This window comes from Streptomyces sp. NPDC001927, assembly GCF_053594455.1.
Genome location: NZ_JBSFEN010000007.1, coordinates 460,627 through 480,160, shown reverse-complemented (window position 1 = coordinate 480,160; position 19,534 = coordinate 460,627). Strand labels below are relative to the sequence as shown.

The following is a 19,534-nucleotide window of genomic DNA, read 5'->3' as shown; positions in this document are numbered from 1 at the left end:
CGTGGCAGGAGTGGCACGCCGCCGTCTGGACGCCGAGCTGGTACGCCGTGAGCTCGCCCGCTCGCGCGAGCACGCCAGCCAGCTGATCGCGGCGGGGCGGGTGACCGTCGGCAAGACGGTCGCGACCAAGCCCGCCACCCAGGTCGAGACGGCCGCGGCCATCGTCGTCGCCGCGGACGACAGCGACCCGTCCTACGTCTCGCGCGGCGGCCACAAGCTGGCCGGTGCCTTCGCCGCCTTCGTACCCCAAGGGCTGACGGTCGAGGGCCGGCGGGCGCTCGACGCGGGCGCGTCGACCGGCGGGTTCACGGACGTCCTGCTGCGGGCGGGCGCCGCGCACGTCGTCGCCGTCGACGTCGGCTACGGCCAGCTCGCCTGGTCCCTGCAGAGCGACGACCGGGTCACCGTCAAGGACCGGACGAACGTACGCGAGCTGACCCTCGACGCCATCGACGGCGCCCCCGTCGACCTCGTCGTCGGCGACCTCTCCTTCATCCCGCTCGGCCTCGTCCTCCCTGCCCTGGTGCGCTGCACCGCGCCCGACGCGGACCTCGTGCTCATGGTCAAGCCGCAGTTCGAGGTCGGCAAGGAACGCCTCGGTACGCGCGGTGTGGTGCGCAGCACGCAGCTGCGCGGCGACGCGGTGAAGAATGTGGCGCGCCAGGCCGGCGAGCTCGGGCTCGGGGTCCTGGGCGTGACGGCCAGCCCGCTGCCCGGCCCCTCCGGCAACGTCGAGTACTTTCTGTGGCTGCGGGCAGGGGCGCCCGCGCTCGATCCGGCGGATGTCGACCGCGCCGTGGCGGAGGGACCTCGTTGAGCTCAACGACCGCACCACCTGGTACCGGTACGGGTACGCGTACCGTCTTCCTGCTCGCGCACACCGGCCGCCCGGCCGCCGTGCGCAGCGCCGAACTCGTCGTCCTCGGGCTGCTGCGCAGCGGGATCGGCGTCCGTGTCCTGGAGGCGGAGGCGGCCGATCTGCCGCTGCCGCCGTCCGTGGAGACGGTGCCGGAGGCCTGCGCCGAGGCGCTGGAGGGCTGCGAGCTGCTCGTCGTCCTCGGCGGTGACGGGACGCTGCTGCGCGGCTCGGAGTTCTCGCGGGCGTCCGGCGTGCCGATGCTCGGCGTCAACCTGGGCCGGGTCGGCTTCCTCGCGGAGGCCGAGCGCGACGACCTCGACAAGGTCGTCGACCGGGTCGTGACACGGGCGTACGAGGTCGAGGAGCGCATGACCCTCGACGTCGTCGTGTACGAGAACGGCGACGTGCTGCACCGGGACTGGGCGCTGAACGAGGCGGCCGTGCAGAAGGTCTCCCCGGAACGGATGCTGGAGGTCGTGCTCGCCATCGACGGCCGTCCGGTCACCGGCTTCGGCTGCGACGGGGTGATCTGCGCGACCCCGACCGGCTCGACGGCGTACGCCTTCTCGGCCGGCGGGCCGGTGATCTGGCCCGAGGTCGAGGCGCTGCTCATGGTGCCGATCGGGGCGCACGCGCTGTTCGCCAAGCCGCTCGTGACGACCCCGGAGTCGGTGCTCGCGGTGGAGGTCGAGCCGCACACGCCCAACGGCGTGCTGTGGTGCGACGGCCGCCGGACGGTCGAACTCCCGGCGGGCGCGCGGGTCGAGGTCCGGCGCGGCGAGGTGCCGGTACGGCTCGCCCGGCTGCACCACGCCTCGTTCACGGACCGGCTGGTGGCGAAGTTCGCGCTGCCGGTGTCGGGGTGGCGGGGCGCGCCGCACTGAGCGGCAGGGGTGGCGCGGTCGGCGTGGCGCCGGGGGTGGCGCTGTCGGCATGGCGTCCTCGGCGTGGTGCCGTCGGCGTGGTGCCCACCCCCACGGGTGACCAGGGGTGCGTCCGACCTGCGGGTTCACCCCGTTCCGGCAGGGGCCGTCGCACAGGTGGGGCCGGACCTCGTAAGGTCTTCTCCGTGTTGGAGGAGATGCGGATACGGTCGCTCGGGGTCATCGACGACGCGGTAGTCGAGCTGTCGCCCGGTTTCACCGCGGTGACGGGCGAGACCGGTGCGGGCAAGACCATGGTCGTGACCAGCCTGGGGCTGCTGCTCGGCGGGCGCGCCGACCCCGCCCTGGTGCGGATCGGCGCCGGCTCGGCCGTCGTCGAGGGGCGGATCACGCTGCCCGAGGGCGCCAGCGCCGCCGTGCGCGCCGCGGAGGCGGGCGCCGAGCTGGACGACGGCGCGCTGCTCGTGAGCCGGACGATCTCCGCCGAGGGCCGTTCGCGGGCCCATCTCGGCGGACGTTCGGTGCCGGTCGGGCTGCTCGCCGAACTCGCCGACGAACTCGTCGCCGTGCACGGCCAGACCGACCAGCAGGGCCTGCTCAAGCCCGCCCGGCAGCGCGGCGCGCTCGACCGGTACGCGGGCGAGGCCGTCTCCGTACCGCTGGCCGCGTACGCGGAGGCGTACCGGCGGCTGCGGGCCGTCGTCGCCGAGCTGGACGAGATCACCACCCGGGCGCGCGAGCGGGCCCAGGAGGCCGACCTGCTGCGTTTCGGGCTCGGCGAGATCGAGGCCGTCGAGCCGCTGGCCGGTGAGGACGTCGAGCTGGCGGCCGAAGCGGAGCGGCTCGGGCACGCCGAGGCCCTCGCCTCCGCCGCCGCGCTCGCGCACGCCGCCCTCGCGGGCCAGCCCGAGGACCCGGAGGCCGTCGACGCGACGACCCTGGTCGCGGGGGCCGGGCGCGCCCTGGAGGCCGTACGGTCGCACGACCCGGCGCTCGCCGCGCTCGCGGACCGGATGGGCGAGATCTCGATCCTGCTCTCCGACGTGGCCGGGGAACTGGCCGGGTACGCCGACAACCTGGACGCCGACCCGCGACGGCTCGCCGTCGTCGAGGAGCGGCGCGCGGCGCTGACGCAGCTCACCCGGAAGTACGGCGCGGACATCGCGGCCGTGCTTGCGTGGGCGCAGGAGAGCGCGGCGCGGCTCACCGAACTGGAGGGCGACGACGACCGGGTCGGCGAGCTGACGGCCGAGCGGGACGCGCTGCGGGCCGAGCTGTCCGTCCTGGCGCAGGCGCTCACCGACGCCCGTACGGAGGCGGCGGCCCGGTTCGCCGAGGCCGTGACCGCCGAACTGGCCTCCCTCGCCATGCCCCACGCGCGCGTGTCGTTCGCGATCAGTCAGACCGAGGACCCGGACGGGGTCGAGGTCGGCGGCCGCCCGGTCGCGTACTCGCCGTCCGGTGCCGACGAGGTCGAGCTGCTGCTCGCCCCGCACCCGGGCGCACCGCCGCGGCCGATCGCGAAGGGCGCGTCCGGTGGTGAGCTGTCCCGGGTGATGCTCGCGGTCGAGGTCGTCTTCGCGGGTACGGACCCGGTGCCGACGTACCTCTTCGACGAGGTCGACGCGGGCGTCGGCGGCAAGGCGGCCGTGGAGATCGGCCGTCGCCTCGCGAAGCTCGCCAAGTCGGCGCAGGTCGTCGTGGTCACCCACCTTCCGCAGGTGGCGGCGTTCGCCGACCGGCAGCTGCTGGTCGAGAAGACCAACGACGGCTCCGTGACCCGGTCCGGCGTCACCGTCCTGGAGGGCGAGGACCGCGTGCGCGAGCTGTCGCGGATGCTGGCGGGCCAGGAGGACTCGGAGACGGCGCGGGCGCACGCGGAGGAGCTGCTGGCCACGGCGCGGGCGGACGGCTGAGGGTTGGTGGCTGACGGGCTGACGGGCTGGCGACTCGCGGCTGACGGCCCGGTCTTTGCAGGGTGCTCGTAGGGCTCGTGCGGGTGGTGCCTACGCTGGGCCGCATGAGTGGGAATTGGGGCAGGGTCGGGGCGTTCGTCGTGGCCGCCGGGGTCGGTCGGGCCGCGTACGTGGCGTTGCGGGGGCGCGGGGACGCGCGATGGCGACGTGAGAACCACGCCGGGCGGAGCGTCGACCTGTGGGCCGGGCCCGCCACCGCCGTAGGAGCCGCCGGTGCCGCCGTCGCGGCCGGGAGCGGGCCGGCCGCCTTCGCCGTGCTCGCCGCCGGGGCGTGCGGGGCGTACGACGACTGGAAGGGCGACCACCGCCGCGGCTTCCGGGCGCACCTGGAGGCCCTGCGCGACGGCGAGGTCACCAGCGGGGCCGTGAAGCTCTTCGGGATCGGCGCGGCCGGGCTCGTCGCCGGGGCGCTGCTGAAGGAACGCCCCGTCGACAAGGTCCTCGCGGGTGTGGTGATCGCCGGCACCGCGCATTTCGTCAACCTCGTGGATGTCGCCCCGGGGCGCGCCGCGTTGACGGTCCTCGGGCTCGGGGCCCCCGGGCTGCTGCGTGGAGCGCTCGCCGCCGCGCCGATGGGCGCCGCGGCCGCCGTCCTCGTGGACGACCTCGGTGAGCGGACCATGCTCGGTGACACGGGCGCGCACGCGCTCGGAGCGGCCGTCGGCAGTGCGATCGCCGCCGGGAACGGTCGGTTCGGACTCGCGGTCCACGCGGCGGGGCTCGTCGCGGCGGCGGTGTACGGAGACCAGGTCAGCGACCTCGCGCGTTCACCCGTGTGAGTGAAAGCGCGCGGCGAGTTGAGGCCTTGGCGACGGCCACGACACGGCCATGAGGGGGCTTCGGTGCCGGAACGTGCGTACGGGCTGGCATCCTTGGGGCCGTGACACAGCTCCGTACGGTCCAAGTGCTGGGCGGCGGCAGCGCGGGCAGTAGCGCTCACGTCCGATCACTTGCCTCGGGGCTGGTGGCGAGGGGCGTGCGGGTGACCGTGTGCGCCCCGGCCGAACTCGACCGCGCCTACGACTTCATCGGCGCCGGCGCGCACTTCGTGCCCGTCCCGCGCCGCAACGACCCCGCGACGGTCGCGCAGCTCCGCAACGCCTGCATCGGCGCGGACGTGGTGCACGCGCACGGGCTGCACGCCGCGGTACGGGCGACGCTCGCGCTGTCGGGGTCGGGAGGGGTGCGGGGGCCGGCGCTCGTGACGACCTGGCACACCCGCAACCATGTGGACGGGGCGCGGGGCGGGCTGTTGCGGCTGCTCGAACGACGCACGGCGCGGGCGGCGGCCGTCGTCCTCGGGACCTCGTCGGAGCTGGTCGACCGGGCGCGGCGGCGCGGGGCGCGGGACGCGCGGCTCGCTCCGGTCACGGTGCCCGCGTCGCGCGCGCCGGTCTGCCTGCACGACGGCAAGGCGCGGGCGGAACTGGGGGCGGTGGACCGGCCGTTGTTGATGGCGGTCGGGGCGCTGGTGCCGGAGCGGGGGTACGGGCTGCTGCTCGACGCGGCGCGGGAGTGGCGGGATCTCGATCCGCAGCCGTTGCTGGTGATCGCGGGGGAGGGGCGCGAGCGGGCGGCGTTGCAGCGGCGGGTCGAGGCGGAGGGGCTGGCGGTCCGGCTGATCGGGCGCCGGGACGACGTGGCGGAGCTGCTGGCGGCGGCGGACGTGGCGGTGCTCCCGTCGCGCTGGGAGGCCCGTTCCCTGCTGGCGCAGGAGGCCCTGCGGCTGGGCGTACCGCTGGTCGCGACGGCGGTGGGCGGGGTGCCGGAACTGGTCGGTGACGCGGCGGAGTTGGTCCCGTGGGGCGACGCGGCGGCGCTGGCGGCGGCGGTGCGGGGCCTCTTGGAGGACACGGACCGCCGGATGGACCTGGCGGCGGCGGGGCGGGTACAGGCGCGGACGTGGCCGACGGAGGACGAGACGATCGCGCATGTGTTGAGCGTGTACGACGAGCTGTCGGGCCGACGCTGACGGTGTGACGGGGGTGGGGCGGATTCCCCCACCCCGCCCCTCCCCGAAACCCTGACGAGACCGGGGGCTCCGCCCCCGTACCCCCGGGCGCGGCGGCTTCGCGCCGCGGGGACGCTCTGGGGCCCCGGGCCCCGGGCCCCGAGGGCGGCGGCTTCGCGCCGTGGGTGGGTCGGGGTGGGGCTTGCCCCCGGACGCGGCGGCTTCGCGCCGCGGAGGTGGGCGCGTGGCCCTGTGCCCCGGTGGGGCGGGTTTGGGGACGGGGCTTCGCCCCTGCCTCGGGTGCGGCGGCTTCGCGCCGCGGGGACGCTCTGGGGCCCCGGGCCCCGGGCCCCGAGGGCGGCGGCTTCGCGCCGCAGGTGGGCGCTCGTGCTCCGGGGGCGGGCTTGGTCGGTTACGGGGTGTGGCGTCTGGCTCGGAGGGCCAGGGAGAGGGCCAGGACTGTCTGGGGGTCGTCCAGGTCGGTGCCCAGGAGTTCGGAGATTCGGGCCAGGCGGTTGTAGAGGGTCTGGCGGTTGAGGTGGAGTTCGCGGGCTGTTTCCGCCTTGCGGCCCGCGTGGGCCAGGTAGGTCTCGAGGGTGGGGAGCAGTGGGGGGCGGGACGTGCGGTCGTGGTCCCGCAGGGGGCCGATCGCGCGGTCCACGAAGGCCGCGAGGTCCGGGTGTTCGCGCAGGCGCCACAGGAGGAGGTCGATGTCCAGGCGGCGGGCGTCGTACCAGGGGCGGTCCGAGAGGCCCTGCGCCGCCGTCGCCGTCTCGCCCGCGTGCCGCAGGGACGCCGACGCCGCCGCCCAGCCGCCCGCGACGCCCACCACGACCACCGGCGGGTGGCCGCTCCCGCGTTCCAGGCCGGCCCGCTCCACGCCCGCCCGCAGCGCCGCCGCGACCCGGTCCGCCACCGCCGTACGCTCCGACTCCGAGCGCAGGCCGAGCAGGAGCGGCACCCGGCCCTCCACCGGGCGTACGCCCAGCAGGACCGGGACGCCCACCGAGGACAGCTCCTCCAGGACCGCCCTCGCCAGCAGGGACCAGTTGCCCGAGGGGGACAGGTCCGAAGCCAGGCGCATCACCACGGGGAGGAGGGGGCCTTCGCCCGGGCGGAAGCCCAGGACCCTGGCCTGTGCCGGGGCGTCCTCCGGCGTGATCCTGCCCTCCGCCAGGTCCGTCAGGAAGTCGCCGCGGCCCCGCGCCGCCAGCTCCTCCTCCTGCCTCGCCTGCATCAGGACGACCGCCAGGATGCCCGCCGCCCGTTCCGCCGCCATGCGGTGGACCTGGGACAGCGGGCCGTCGACCGCCAGGAGGACCAGGCGGGCGCGGACCGATCCGGTGCCCGGTCCGCCTCCGGGTACGTCCACCAGCACCGCGCCCGTCGGCGGGCCCGACTCGCGCGCCGCGCGCTGGCCGCGCAGCCCGTCCCAGACCTGGAGCGGGTCCGCAGGTCCCGACTCCGTACCCGCCGCGTAGAGCAGCTGGCCGTCCGCCGTCTCCAGGAAGACCGGGTTCGCCGTGAAGTCGGCCAGGATCCGCAGGACCTGAGGCACCCCGCCCCCGCCGAGCAGCGCCTCCGTGCACTGGCGGTGGACCTCCTCCGCCTGCCGCAGCAGCGCGTAGTGGCCGTTCACGATCTCGGTGTGGATCTCCTCGGTCACCGCCACGAAGGGGACCTCGCGGTGCAGCTGCACCAGGGGGAGGCCCGCCGCGCGTGCCGTCTCCACGATCGTGGCCGGCAGGCGGGAGAAGCGGGGGCCGAGTTCCACGACCAGGGCCGCGATGCCGCGGTCCGCCAGTCGGCGTACGAACGCGCGCTGCTCCGCCGGGCGCGTCCCCAGGCCGAGGCCCGTCGTGAGCAGCAGCTCGCCGCCCTTGAGCAGCGACGCGATGTTCGGGACCTCGCCCGCGTGCACCCAGCGCACGGTCCGGTTCAGCCGGTCCGCGCCCGCGACCACCTCCGGGAGGCCGCTGCGGAGCCCGGGCAGCTCCAGCGCCCGCTGCACGGTGATCCCGCCCTGATTGTCCATGGCCGGACGCTACCGGTGTCCATGTTGCGGCGACATCACACCACGGTCACACGGGCCGACAGATCGTCCATTCCGTCGACAACTCGTCGCTCCCATAGGCCAATTGTGCGACCGCATGTCGATTGTGGCGTACGTCACCCCGGAGGATCCTCTCCGGCCATGGCAAACAACCCCACCCGCGAGGTGCAGCGCCTCAAGGCGAACTCGGTCGGTGTCGTCGGCGTCGTCTTCATGGCCGTCGCCACCGCCGCCCCGATCACGGCGATGACCGGCAACCTCCCCATCGCCGTCGGCTTCGGCAACGGCACCGGCGCCCCCGCCGGCTACCTTTTCGCAACGCTGGTCCTGACCGTCTTCTCGGTCGGCTACGTCGCCATGGCCAGGCGGATCACCGCCGCCGGCGCCTTCTACGGCTACATCTCGCACGGCCTCGGCCGGATCGCCGGCATGGCCTCCGGGATGCTCGCCGTGCTCGCGTACATCGTCTTCGAGGCCTCCATCGTCGGCGTGTTCGCCTACTTCACCAAGACGACGGTCGCCGACCAGCTCGGCTGGGACCTGCCGTGGATCGTCTACGCGGCGGCGATGCTCGCCGTCACCGCCGTCCTCGCGTACTTCGACATCAACCTCACCGCCAAGGCGCTCGGCGTGATGCTGGTCGCCGAGATCGCGGTCCTGTTCGCCGTCGCCACCGCCGTCCTGATCGCCGGCGGCGGCCCCGACGGCATCCCCGTCGAGCCGATCAACCCCAAGAACGCCTTCACCGGCGCCTCCGCCGGGCTCGGTCTCTTCTTCGCCTTCTGGTCATGGGTCGGCTTCGAGTCGACGGCGATGTACGGAGAGGAGTCCCGCGATCCCAAGCGCGTCATCCCCCGGGCGACCCTCGTCTCCGTCGTGGGAGTCGGACTCTTCTACATCTACGTCTCCTGGATGACGATCGCCGGCAACGGGCTCTCCGGTTCCGTGAAGCTGTCCTCCTCCGCCTCGCCCCTCGACCTGTTCTTCGCGCCCACCCAGTCCTTCATCGGCGCCTGGGCGGTCGACGCCTTCCAGTGGCTGCTGCTCACCGGCTCCTTCGCCTGCGGCATGGCCTTCCACCAGTGCGCTTCCCGCTACCTGTACGCCATCGGCCGCGAGGGCTTCCTCCACCCGGCCCTCGGCCGGACCCACGCCCGGCACGGCTCCCCGTACATCGCCTCGTACGTCCAGAGCGCCATCGCGGTCCTCCTCGTCGGCGCCTTCTGGGTCACCGGACAGGACCCGTACATCCACCTCTACACGCTGCTCGCGATCCTCGGCACGATGGCGATCCTCATCGTGCAGACCCTCTGCTCCTTCGCCGTCATCGGCTACTTCCGCACCAACCACCCCGAGGACCGGCACTGGTTCAGGACGTTCACCGCGCCGCTGCTCGGCGGGATCGGGATGACCGCCGTGGTCGTCCTGCTCGTCATGAACATGGAGACCGCGGCGGGGCTCGCCGCCGACTCCCTCCTTTTCAAGGCGATCCCGTGGATCGTCGGAGCGGTCTTCTTCGGCGGCCTGGGCCTCGGCCTCTACCTCAAGGCCCGGCAGCCCGAGCGGTACGCGATCATCGGCCGGATCGTCCTGGAGGACGCGACCGAGCGCGACGACGACGAGCGACCGAAGGCACCCGCCCCGGTATCGCAGAGCTGAACCCTCACCCCTCCAAGGACCCAGGAGCGCCCCATGGCACGCACCAACCCGATGCACCTCCTGAACCGCCTCGCCGCCGAGCACGCCGATGCCCGACGGCTGAACCTGCCCGTGGACGAGCTGAGAGGGATGCGGTCCGACGCCCTCGGACGGCGTTCCCTGCTGAAGTACGCCGCCGCCGCGGGAGTCGCCGTCGGCACGGGGGCGGCCGTCTCCGCACCTGCCGCGGCCCGCGCGGTCACCCCCGCCCGCGTCGCCGTCGTCGGTGCCGGCATCTCCGGCCTCACCGCCGCCCTCACCCTCCAGGACGCGGGCGTGAGGCCGACGCTGTACGAGGCCAACCCCGCGCGCGTCGGCGGACGCATGTGGACCCAGCGGAACCACTGGGCGTACGGGCAGACCTCCGAGATCGGCGGAGAGCTGATCGACACCAGCCACAAGAAGATCCTGGAGCTCTGCCGCCGATTCGACCTCCCCGTGGAGGACTTCCTCGGCGGCGGCCCCACCGGCGCCGAGGAAGTCCTCTGGTTCAACGGCTCCTACTACCCGCGCCACCAGGCCGACGAGGACTTCAAGGCGGTCTACCAGGCGCTGCGCCGTGACCTGTCCGAGGCGGGCGAGGTGCTGTGGAACCAGACCACGCCCACCGGCACCGCGCTCGACAACATGTCGATATACGAATGGATCGAGTCCCGTGTCCCCGGCGGCCACTCCTCGCCGCTGGGCCGGTTCATCGACGTCGCCTACAACGTCGAGTACGGCGCCGACACCACCGAACAGTCCTCGCTCGCCCTCGTCCTGCTCATGGGCTACCAGACCAATCCGGGCCACTTCAACATCTGGGGCCTCTCCAACGAGCGGTACCACATCACCGGCGGCAACGACCGGCTCCCGAACGCCATCGCGGGCGCCCTCGCCCCCGGCACCCTGCGCCAGGGCTGGTCCCTGACCGCCGTACGGGCCAACGCCGACGGCACCCAGACGCTCACGTTCACCGAGGCGGGCGCCACCCGGACGGTCACCGCCGACCACACCGTCCTGTGCCTGCCCCTGCCGATCCTCAAGCAGCTCGACCTGAGTCTGGCGGGGTTCGACCCCCTGATGAGGAACCTGCTCAGGGACGCCCGGATGGGGTACTGCACCAAGCTCAACATGCAGTTCGGCACCCGCCCGTGGCGCGGCACGGGCGCCTGGCCCGGCGTCTCGGCCGGTGACTGCTTCACCGACACCGAGGTCCAGCAGACCTGGGACACCACCAAGATCCAGGGCGGCACGGGAGGCATCCTCATCCAGTACGGCGGCGGAAACCTGGCCCGGTCCCTGACGCCCGCGGGGCCGTTCTCCACCCAGTCCGACCCGTACGTACGGAGCCTGGTCACCCGGTATCTGGGCGGCGTCGACGCCTTCTTCCCGGGCACCTCCACGGCGTACACCGGCCGAGCCCAGCTCTCCGCCTGGCACCGTGATCCGTACACCCTGGGCGCGTACTCCTGCTGGCCGGTCGGCTATCTGCACCGGTACGCGGGGTACGAGGGCACCGCCCAGGGCAACGTCCACATCGGCGGCGAGCACTGCAGCTACGACTTCCAGGGCTTTATGGAAGGCGGCGCCACCGAGGGCGAGCGGGCCGCGCGGGAGGTGATCGACGCGCTGAGGTGAGTCAGGCCGCCGGGGTGATGTTGTGGTTGAAGCGGAAGACGTTGTCGGGGTCGTACGTCGCCTTCACGGCGGCGAGCCTGCGGTAGTTCTCCTCGCCGAAGCCCGCGACGACCCGCTCGTCGCCCTCGGAGCCGATGAAGTTGAGGTACACGGCTCCGGTGGACCACGGCCGGGCGTCGGCCCGCACGTCCCGTACCCACTGCCGCGCCCGCTCGTCGTCGGCCGGGTTCTCCCAGGTCGCGAAGGGGTGGACGACCCAGGGCGCCGAGCGCCACGGGATGGGGTAGTCGGCCGGACCGGAGGCCACCGCGCCACCCAGCATGAAGAGCACGTGCTGGGTGGCGGTCGGCAGCGGGATCAGGGCGCCCCGCGCGCAGAAGGCGTCCACGGCCTCGTCCGGGAGCGCGTTCAGGTACTCCGCCGACCAGTAGTTCCGCAGGCCCGGCGGGTCGTCGAGCATGCACTGGAGCTCGGCGTACGGGATGTCCGTGACCATCTCGATCGCCGGCTTCAGGGCGATCAGCGGCGCCGCCAGCTCGCGGACCTCGGCGACCGGTCCCGCGTACGTGAGGAGGGTGCCGCAGAGCAGCTTGCCGACGAGGTGTTCGGGGACGAACGGCTCCGGGGGAGCGGGCAGGTAGATGATCCCGCCGCCCGCCGCGTCGGGGGCGTCGGCCGCCAGGTCCCGGAAGGTGCGGACCACCTCGGGGGCGGACTCCGGAAGGAAGAAGAGCATCGCGAAGCTCATCCGGGGCAGCTCGTGGAGCCGCAGGGTGAGGGAGGTCGCCACCCCGAAGTTCCCGCCGCCGCCGTGCAGCGCCCAGAACAGCTCCGGGTGCGTCTCGGCGTCGGTGTGGACGTGCTTGCCCTCGGCGGTGATGAGCTCGGCGGCGAGGAGGTTGTCGCAGGCGAGCCCGAACTTCCGCTCCAGCCAGCCCGAACCGCCGCCGAGCGTGAAGCCGCCGACGCCGGTGGTGGAGACCCGGCCGCCGGTGGTGGCCAGGTGGAAGGGCTGGGTCGCGTGGTCGAGGTGGCTCATGGTCGCGCCGCCCTCGACCCGGGCCGTCAGGTGCTCGGGGTCGGCGACGACCGCGTGCATCCGGCGCAGGTCGACGACGAGACCGTCGTCGACGACGCACGTGCCGGCGACGCTGTGCCCGCCGCCGCGCACGGCGATGGGCAGCCCGGTCTCCCGGCCGAAGAGGACCGCGTTGGCGACGTCCTCGGAGGTCGCGCACTGGGCGATGACGGCGGGACGCCGGTCGATCATGCCGTTGTGGATCTTCCGGGCCTCGTCGTAACCCGGATCGCCGGCCACGAACACCTCACCGGCCAGATCCTCACGGAGCCCGGCCAACGCCGTCGCCGGAACGTCGATCTGGGGAGCCATGGGTGAGCCCCCCTTCCTGAGGGGGGACAGGACCCTTTCAGCGTATTCCGGGGCGCGGCTTCCGTCGCCTTGTAGCCCACCGCTCCGCCCCCTGCCGAGCAGGTTCATGATCACGCTAGGATGAGACGCGAACATCCCGCGGTCGACGCAACACTCCATATCCATGCGGGACTTGCCGCGGGGGGGACGGGGATGGGCGAGCTCTACGGGGGCGGAGAATCCGGTGTCGAGGAGTCCTCGCCGCCACCGGAGATACCGGGACTCTCGGAGACGGACGACGACGCGGACCCTGTCGAACCGACGGACGCGCAGGACGTCGACGACGAGACGGGAGACACCGGCGTCGGCTCGCTGGAGCCACGGGAGCCGGACGAGCCCCTTGAGCCGTACGAGGTGCAGGAACCGGCCGAGACCGACGGTGAGGCGCAGGAACCTGCCGAGGTCGGCGGCGGTGTGGACGAGGCCGCCGAGGTCAGGAACGAGGCGGAGGAACCTGCCGAGGCCGAGGCCGGTGCCGAAGACGGCGCGGACGATCCGGCCGAGGTCGAGGACGACGCGGAGGACACCGCCGAGACCGACGCGAAGATCGCCGTACTCGAGAAGCAGGGGCACGGGCCCCAGAGGCATCTGCACCCGACCACGGAAGCCCTCAAGGACCGCAAGGGCGAGCCGAAGACCGACGCGGACGACAATGTGCTGCTCAAGGGCAACGGCCACGTGAAGACCGAAAACCATGTGAACCCGGAGACGGGTAAGACTGAGGATGTCACCCCGGATGGTAAGTCCAAGGCGCACTTCTGCGGTGACTACGCGACCAAATTCACGAATCCGGAAGACTATGTGCGCGCCGAGGAATATCTGCGCGACAAGATGATCGAGACCGGAGACCCCAAGGTCACCGCAAGCATCGAGGAGATATTCGGCCCGGGAGACCACTCGGCCAGGTTCGAGGGATACTATGTCGACCCGAACAGTCCGACGGCCGCAGACGGTTCTGTGAACCATCTCCCCGTGAATTTCGAAGACGGTTACATCAATGCCGTCTACGACCGGGAAACAGACGGTCTGAAAACGATGTATCCCAACCCCGAGCAGGGGCGACACCCCTAAGGACATGAGCGTGGACGCGAAAACCAAAAGCTTCATCGGCAGCGCCTTCGGCCCGGACTATGCGAACGAGCCCGAAGACCTGAGGAGAGGTGTCCGGCACAGCCTCGCCAATCCCGGACGCTTCACGGAAACGACCGTGATTCAGCGCGACGGATTCGCCGAGTTGCTCCGCACCCGCGAGATGTCGCTCGGCGAGTGGGGGGAAATTACGGAGGAGATCTTCTCCTTCTCCAGCGAGGACGACCTGTACGCGTTTCTCGCGAAGGCGTACGACTACTTCTTCGGTGACGCCGTCGAATTTCCGTACCCGCCCGAGGACTGAGCCCGCAGGCCGGTCCCGCGGCCGGGTCAGGCCGGCTTGACCGCCAGCGTCGCAAAATAGTTCGACATGTATTGAGCGGATGCGTTGGATTGGTGCGGCGCTTCCGCGAAGCCGGTGAGGACGAACCCCGAGGCGAGTTGTCCGCTGATTTGGTTGGTGAGGGTGTGGCCGTATTCAAGAGCGGCATCCGCGCCGAACTTCGTGGCGCGTTCTTCGGCGGAGTAATGCGTGACATCGCTGTAGGGCAGCTTGTGCACGACGATCAGCTCGCCGCGCTCGTCGAGCGCCTCGTGGTCGAACAAGTACGCATCAGGGTTGAGGAACCCCGCGAGCAGAGTTCCGCCCGGTCGCAGAACGCGGAAGCACTCACGCCACACCGGTGCCAGGTCTGGTACGAACAGGTTGGAGACCGGATGGAACACGACGTCGAATGTTGCGTCGCCGAAGGCGCTGAGGTCGCGCATGTCGCCCAGGAGGGTGCGCAGCTCGAGTCCGTCGCGCGCCGCCACCATCTGGTCCTGGCCGAGCTGGCGGGGTGAGTTGTCGAACACGGTGACCCGCGCCCCCGCTGCGGCGAGGATCGGACCCTGCTGGCCACCGCCGGAGGCCAGGCACAGCACGTCCTTGCCGGTCAGGTCCGCCGGCAGCCAGGAGCGGTCGACCGGCTCACGCCCGATGAGGACGATCGACCAGTCGCCCTTGCGGGCGCGTTCGACATCCTCGGTGCTCACCGGCCTCGACCACTCGTTGCCCTCTTGGACGTACCTGTCCCAGGCTGCCCGATTGTGGGCAACGGGGTCGACAACGATGTCCTCCACGTTTGACTCCCTGCTACGTCCAAGCGGAGACTGCGGTACTTACAGTTCGGTCCAGTTCCGTCCCGCTAGCCAACACGATGGCGGGGTGCGGGCTCAACTGAATTGGGGGGCATCGGCACACCCGCGCGGAATCCGACGCGGAGAACGGGATCCCACACCCTCAACCCCCGTACGCCCCGCTCGCCGTCAGCCGCAGGGCCGTGTCGATCAGGGGGACGTGGCTGAAGGCCTGGGGGAAGTTGCCCACCTGGCGCTGGAGGCGGGGGTCCCACTCCTCCGCCAGGAGGCCCAGGTCGTTGCGGAGGGCCAGGAGGCGTTCGAAGAGCTGGCGGGCCTCGTCGACGCGGCCGATCATCGCCAGGTCGTCGGCGAGCCAGAACGAGCAGGCGAGGAACGCGCCCTCGTCGCCCTCCAGGCCGTCCACGCCGGCCTCCTCGCCCGCCGTGGGGTAGCGCAGGACGAAGCCGTCCTCGGTGGACAGCTCGCGCTGGATCGCCTCGATCGTGCCGATGACCCGCTTGTCGTCCGGCGGCAGGAAGCCCATCTGCGGGATCAGCAGCAGCGAGGCGTCCAGCTCCTTGGAGCCGTACGACTGCGTGAAGGTGTTCCGCTCCTTGTCGTAGCCCTTCTCGCAGACGTCCCGGTGGATGTCGTCGCGCAGCGTGCGCCAGCGCTCCAGCGGGCCGTCGGCGTCCCCGGACTCGATCAGCTTGATCGTGCGGTCGACCGCCACCCAGGCCATGACCTTCGAGTGCACGAAGTGCCGGCGCGGGCCGCGCACCTCCCAGATGCCCTCGTCGGGCTGGTCCCAGTGGGTCTCCAGGTAGCGGATCAGCTTGAGCTGGAGGAGCGAGGCGTAGTCGTTGCGGGACAGGCCCGTCATGTGCGCCAGGTGCAGCGCCTCGGTGACCTCGCCGTAGACGTCCAGCTGGAGCTGGTTGGCGGCGCCGTTGCCGACCCGGACCGGGCCGGAGTTCTCGTACCCCGGCAGCCAGTCCAGCTCCGCCTCGCCGAGCTCGCGCTCGCCCGCGATCCCGTACATGATCTGCAGGTTCTCCGGGTCGCCCGCGACCGCGCGGAGCAGCCAGTCCCGCCAGGCGCGGGCCTCCTCGCGGTAGCCGGTGCGGAGCATCGAGGAGAGGGTGATCGCCGCGTCGCGCAGCCAGGTGTAGCGGTAGTCCCAGTTCCGTACGCCGCCGATCTCCTCGGGGAGGGACGTGGTCGGCGCGGCGACGATGCCGCCGGTCGGGGCGTACGTCAGGGCCTTCAGGGTGATCAGCGAGCGGACGACCGCCTCGCGGTACGGGCCGTGGTACGTGCAGTGCTCCACCCACTCCCGCCAGAAGTCCTCGGTCGCCTCCAGCGAACCCTCCGGGTCCGGCAGGGCGGGCGCCTCCTTGTGCGAGGGCTGCCAGCTGATGGTGAAGGTGACCCGGTCGCCGGGGGTGACGGTGAAGTCCGAGTACGTCGTGAGGTCCTTGCCGTGCGTCTCGGCGTCCATGTCCAGCCACACCGAGTCGGGACCGGCGACGGCGACCGTGCGGTCACCGACCTTGTGGACCCACGGCACCACGCGTCCGTAGCTGAACCGCATCCGCAGCGCGGAGTGCATCGGCACCCGGCCGGAGACGCCCTCCACGATCCGGATCAGCTGCGGCGCCCCGTCGCGCGGGGGCATGAAGTCGATCACCCGGACCGTGCCGCGCGGGGTGTCCCACTCGGACTCCAGGATGAGCGAGTCGCCCCGGTAGCGGCGGCGGTCGGCGGGCGGCGGGGTGGCGCCGTTGGGGACGGCGGGGCCGACCCGCCAGAAGCCGTGTTCCTCGGTCCCGAGGAGTCCCGCGAAGACGGCGTGCGAATCGAAGCGGGGCAGGCAGAGCCAGTCGACACTGCCGTCCCGGCAGACCAGGGCGGCGGTCTGCATGTCTCCGATGAGTGCGTAATCCTCGATGCGCCCGGCCACGTGCTCTCTCCAGATCGAACGGCCACGTCCGCCCCGAAGGACGGTTACTACAGATCAGCGGTCAACAGATGTTGACGATCGGCGGCAATTGTCCGAGCAGGATACGACGCGTTTCGGCACGCTCTCGTAACGCCGTTGCGCCGATCGGGTGAGCATTCCCGACGCACCTCTTGACGCCGCTCCCACCCGGCGCAGCCCGCGCACCCGGAGGGCGCGTAGCCGTCCGTGCGCGCCCGACTGCCCCGTGTGGCCGGAAGCGGTCTCCCGATGTCGCTGATACCCTGGTACCCCGTGGACCGGTGGGAAACGGCGACAGCCGAGCCCCCGCAACCGCAGCGACGGCACCCCCCGATTCTTCCGGAGGGCACGCCGGAACGCACCTCCAGAACGCGACCACGGGAGCCCCCTCTTGGCGATGCCGCCCAAAACCACGACGACCAAGCACATCTTCGTCACCGGGGGTGTCGCCTCCTCCCTCGGGAAGGGCCTGACCGCCTCCAGCCTGGGTGCGCTCCTCAAGGCGCGGGGCCTGCGGGTCACGATGCAGAAGCTCGACCCGTACCTGAACGTCGACCCCGGCACGATGAACCCGTTCCAGCACGGCGAGGTCTTCGTCACCAACGACGGTGCCGAGACCGACCTGGACATCGGCCACTACGAGCGCTTCCTCGACGTCGACCTCGACGGCTCGGCCAACGTCACCACCGGCCAGGTCTACTCGCAGGTCATCGCCAAGGAGCGGCGCGGCGAGTACCTCGGCGACACTGTCCAGGTCATCCCGCACATCACCAACGAGATCAAGTCGCGGATCCGCCGTATGGCGACCGACGACGTCGACGTGGTCATCACCGAGGTCGGCGGAACCGTCGGCGACATCGAGTCGCTGCCGTTCCTGGAGACCGTCCGTCAGGTCCGCCACGAGGTCGGCCGCGACAACGTCTTCGTCGTGCACATCTCGCTGCTGCCCTACATCGGCCCGTCCGGCGAGCTGAAGACCAAGCCGACCCAGCACTCCGTCGCCGCGCTGCGCAACATCGGTATCCAGCCGGACGCCATCGTGCTGCGCGCCGACCGTGACGTCCCCACCGCCATCAAGCGCAAGATCTCGCTGATGTGCGACGTGGACGAGGCCGCCGTCGTCGCCGCCATCGACGCCAAGTCGATCTACGACATCCCCAAGGTGCTGCACACCGAGGGCCTGGACGCCTACGTCGTCCGCAAGCTCGACCTGCCGTTCCGCGACGTGGACTGGACGACCTGGGACGACCTGCTCGACCGCGTCCACAACCCGGAGCACGAGGTCACCGTCGCGCTCGTCGGCAAGTACATCGACCTGCCCGACGCGTACCTCTCGATCACCGAGGCCATGCGGGCCGGCGGCTTCGCCAACAAGGCGCGGGTCAAGGTCAAGTGGGTCACCTCCGACGACTGCAAGACCGCGGCCGGCGCGAAGAAGCAGCTCGGCGACGTCGACGCGATCCTGATCCCCGGTGGCTTCGGCGACCGCGGTGTCAACGGCAAGATCGGCGCGATCCAGTACGCCCGCGAGAACAAGGTGCCGCTGCTCGGCATCTGCCTGGGCCTGCAGTGCATCGTCATCGAGGCCGCCCGCAACCTGGCCGACATCCCGGACGCCAACTCCACCGAGTTCGACGCGGGCACCGCCCACCCGGTCATCTCGACCATGGAGGAGCAGCTCGCGTACGTCGAGGGCGCCGGCGACCTCGGCGGAACGATGCGCCTGGGCCTGTACCCGGCGAAGCTCGCCGAGGGCTCCATCGTGCGCGAGGTCTACGACGACCAGCCGTACGTGGACGAGCGCCACCGCCACCGCTACGAGGTGAACAACGCCTACCGCGCCGAGCTGGAGAAGAAGGCCGGTCTGGTCTTCTCCGGCACCTCCCCGGACAACAAGCTCGTCGAGTACGTCGAGTACCCGCGCGAGGTGCACCCCTACCTGGTCGCGACCCAGGCCCACCCGGAGCTGCGCTCGCGTCCGACGCGTCCGCACCCGCTCTTCGCCGGCCTGGTCAAGGCGGCCGTCGAGCGGAAGACGGGCAAGTAGGACCAGGAGTTAACGTTGCCGGGGTACGCAGGCCTTTCGAGGGCCGGTGCCCCGGCTTTCGTGTGTGGGTGAGGGTGGAAGGACGCAGATGGAGTTGCAGGACACCCCGGAGGAGTGGCGGGTCGTCGGCACGACGACCCCGTTCCAGGGAAAGAAGACGAGCGTCCGCACGGACGAGGTGGTCATGCCCGACGGTTCCGTCGCGCACCGCGACTACCAGGTCCACCCCGGCTCGGTGGCGGTCGTCGCCCTCGACGACGAGGACCGGGTGCTGCTCCTGAAGCAGTACCGGCACCCCGTGCGGCAGAAGCTCTGGGAGATCCCGGCCGGCCTCCTCGACGTACCCGGGGAGAACCCGCTGCACGCCGCGCAGCGCGAGCTGTACGAGGAGGCGCACGTCAAGGCCGAGGACTGGCGGGTCCTGACCGACGTCTACACCTCGCCCGGCGGCAGCGACGAGGCGGTACGGATCTTCCTGGCGCGGGACCTGTCCGAGGCGCAGGGCGAACGGTACGAGGTCTCCGACGAGGAGGCCGACATGGAACTGGCCCGGGTCCCGCTCGCCGAGGTCGTGCGCGGCGCGCTCGCGGGCGAGCTGCACAACAACTGCCTGGTCCTGGGCGTCCTTTCGCTGTTCGCCGCGCGCGGGGGCGACGGCATCGACGCGCTGCGCCCGGCCGACGCGGAGTGGCCTGCCCGGCCGTTCGAGGCGTGACCGCCCGGCTGTTCGAGTCGTAGCCGCCCCGTCTCCGCCGACCGGAGTGCTGGTCTGACGATCTGCTGATCCGATCGGGGGATAGTCCCGCCGCGCTCCGCCGGGACCGG

At 71.9% G+C, this 19,534-nt stretch carries 15 protein-coding genes; 11 read left to right on the top strand and 4 right to left on the bottom strand.

Annotation, left to right across the window (positions count from 1 at the left end):
- Position 1 precedes the first annotated feature (1 nt).
- The 5 genes from ACWCO8_RS22005 to ACWCO8_RS21985 all read left to right on the top strand — a co-directional run bounded on the left by ACWCO8_RS22005 (position 2) and on the right by ACWCO8_RS21985 (position 5,691).
- Positions 2-817, top strand: coding sequence for a TlyA family RNA methyltransferase (locus ACWCO8_RS22005; protein WP_451033620.1), 816 nt, complete (start codon positions 2-4; stop codon positions 815-817).
- Positions 814-1,743, top strand: a complete 930-nt coding sequence (locus tag ACWCO8_RS22000) for an NAD kinase (protein WP_362004070.1) — start codon at positions 814-816, stop codon at positions 1,741-1,743. Before ACWCO8_RS22005 ends, ACWCO8_RS22000 begins: the two co-directional genes overlap by 4 nt.
- A 197-nt stretch (positions 1,744-1,940) precedes the next feature.
- Positions 1,941-3,659 (top strand): DNA repair protein RecN, encoded by a 1,719-nt coding sequence (gene recN, locus ACWCO8_RS21995; RefSeq protein WP_451033641.1) that lies wholly within the window; start codon positions 1,941-1,943, stop codon positions 3,657-3,659.
- Positions 3,660-3,763: 104 nt separating this feature from the next.
- Positions 3,764-4,498, top strand: coding sequence for a hypothetical protein (locus ACWCO8_RS21990; protein WP_451033619.1), 735 nt, complete (start codon positions 3,764-3,766; stop codon positions 4,496-4,498).
- A 101-nt stretch (positions 4,499-4,599) separates the two neighbouring features.
- Positions 4,600-5,691 (top strand): glycosyltransferase family 4 protein, encoded by a 1,092-nt coding sequence (locus ACWCO8_RS21985; protein ID WP_451033618.1) that lies wholly within the window; start codon positions 4,600-4,602, stop codon positions 5,689-5,691.
- A 391-nt stretch (positions 5,692-6,082) separates the two neighbouring features.
- Here ACWCO8_RS21985 and ACWCO8_RS21980 read toward each other — a convergent pair whose 3' ends face one another.
- Positions 6,083-7,705 carry a PucR family transcriptional regulator gene (locus tag ACWCO8_RS21980; protein ID WP_451033617.1) on the bottom strand — a complete coding sequence of 541 codons (1,623 nt, stop codon included), beginning with the start codon at positions 7,703-7,705 and terminating at the stop codon, positions 6,083-6,085.
- A gap of 159 nt (positions 7,706-7,864) precedes the next feature.
- Here ACWCO8_RS21980 and ACWCO8_RS21975 point away from each other — a divergent pair, with 159 nt between their 5' ends.
- Both ACWCO8_RS21975 and ACWCO8_RS21970 read left to right on the top strand, forming a co-directional pair.
- Positions 7,865-9,382 (top strand): APC family permease, encoded by a 1,518-nt coding sequence (locus ACWCO8_RS21975; RefSeq protein WP_362004080.1) that lies wholly within the window; start codon positions 7,865-7,867, stop codon positions 9,380-9,382.
- 33 nt (positions 9,383-9,415) lie between these two features.
- A complete protein-coding gene (locus tag ACWCO8_RS21970; protein ID WP_451033616.1) occupies positions 9,416-11,041 on the top strand; it encodes a flavin monoamine oxidase family protein in 1,626 nt (541 codons plus the stop codon).
- Between the two features lies 1 nt (position 11,042).
- Here the strand turns inward: ACWCO8_RS21970 and ACWCO8_RS21965 are convergent, their stop codons facing one another.
- Positions 11,043-12,431 (bottom strand): FAD-binding oxidoreductase, encoded by a 1,389-nt coding sequence (locus ACWCO8_RS21965; protein WP_451033615.1) that lies wholly within the window; start codon positions 12,429-12,431, stop codon positions 11,043-11,045.
- Positions 12,432-12,623: 192 nt separating this feature from the next.
- On the opposite strand from ACWCO8_RS21965, the gene ACWCO8_RS21960 reads away from it, so the two are divergent.
- Together ACWCO8_RS21960 and ACWCO8_RS21955 are read left to right on the top strand one after the other, a co-directional pair.
- On the top strand, positions 12,624-13,541 hold the full coding sequence (locus ACWCO8_RS21960; protein WP_451033614.1) for a hypothetical protein: 918 nt from the start codon (positions 12,624-12,626) through the stop codon (positions 13,539-13,541).
- Positions 13,542-13,545: 4 nt separating this feature from the next.
- A complete protein-coding gene (locus ACWCO8_RS21955) occupies positions 13,546-13,863 on the top strand; it encodes a hypothetical protein (protein WP_451033613.1) in 318 nt (105 codons plus the stop codon).
- Between the two features lie 26 nt (positions 13,864-13,889).
- Here the strand turns inward: ACWCO8_RS21955 and ACWCO8_RS21950 are convergent, their stop codons facing one another.
- Positions 13,890-14,681, bottom strand: a complete 792-nt coding sequence (locus ACWCO8_RS21950) for a class I SAM-dependent methyltransferase (protein WP_451033612.1) — start codon at positions 14,679-14,681, stop codon at positions 13,890-13,892.
- A 160-nt stretch (positions 14,682-14,841) separates the two neighbouring features.
- A complete protein-coding gene (locus tag ACWCO8_RS21945) occupies positions 14,842-16,644 on the bottom strand; it encodes a glycoside hydrolase family 15 protein (protein ID WP_451033611.1) in 1,803 nt (600 codons plus the stop codon).
- Between the two features lie 415 nt (positions 16,645-17,059).
- Here ACWCO8_RS21945 and ACWCO8_RS21940 point away from each other — a divergent pair, with 415 nt between their 5' ends.
- Entirely contained in the window at positions 17,060-18,709 is a 1,650-nt protein-coding gene (locus ACWCO8_RS21940) for a CTP synthase (protein ID WP_361769618.1), read from the top strand.
- Positions 18,710-18,797: 88 nt separating this feature from the next.
- On the top strand, positions 18,798-19,424 hold the full coding sequence (locus tag ACWCO8_RS21935) for an NUDIX domain-containing protein (RefSeq protein ID WP_451033610.1): 627 nt from the start codon (positions 18,798-18,800) through the stop codon (positions 19,422-19,424).
- Positions 19,425-19,534 lie beyond the last annotated feature (110 nt).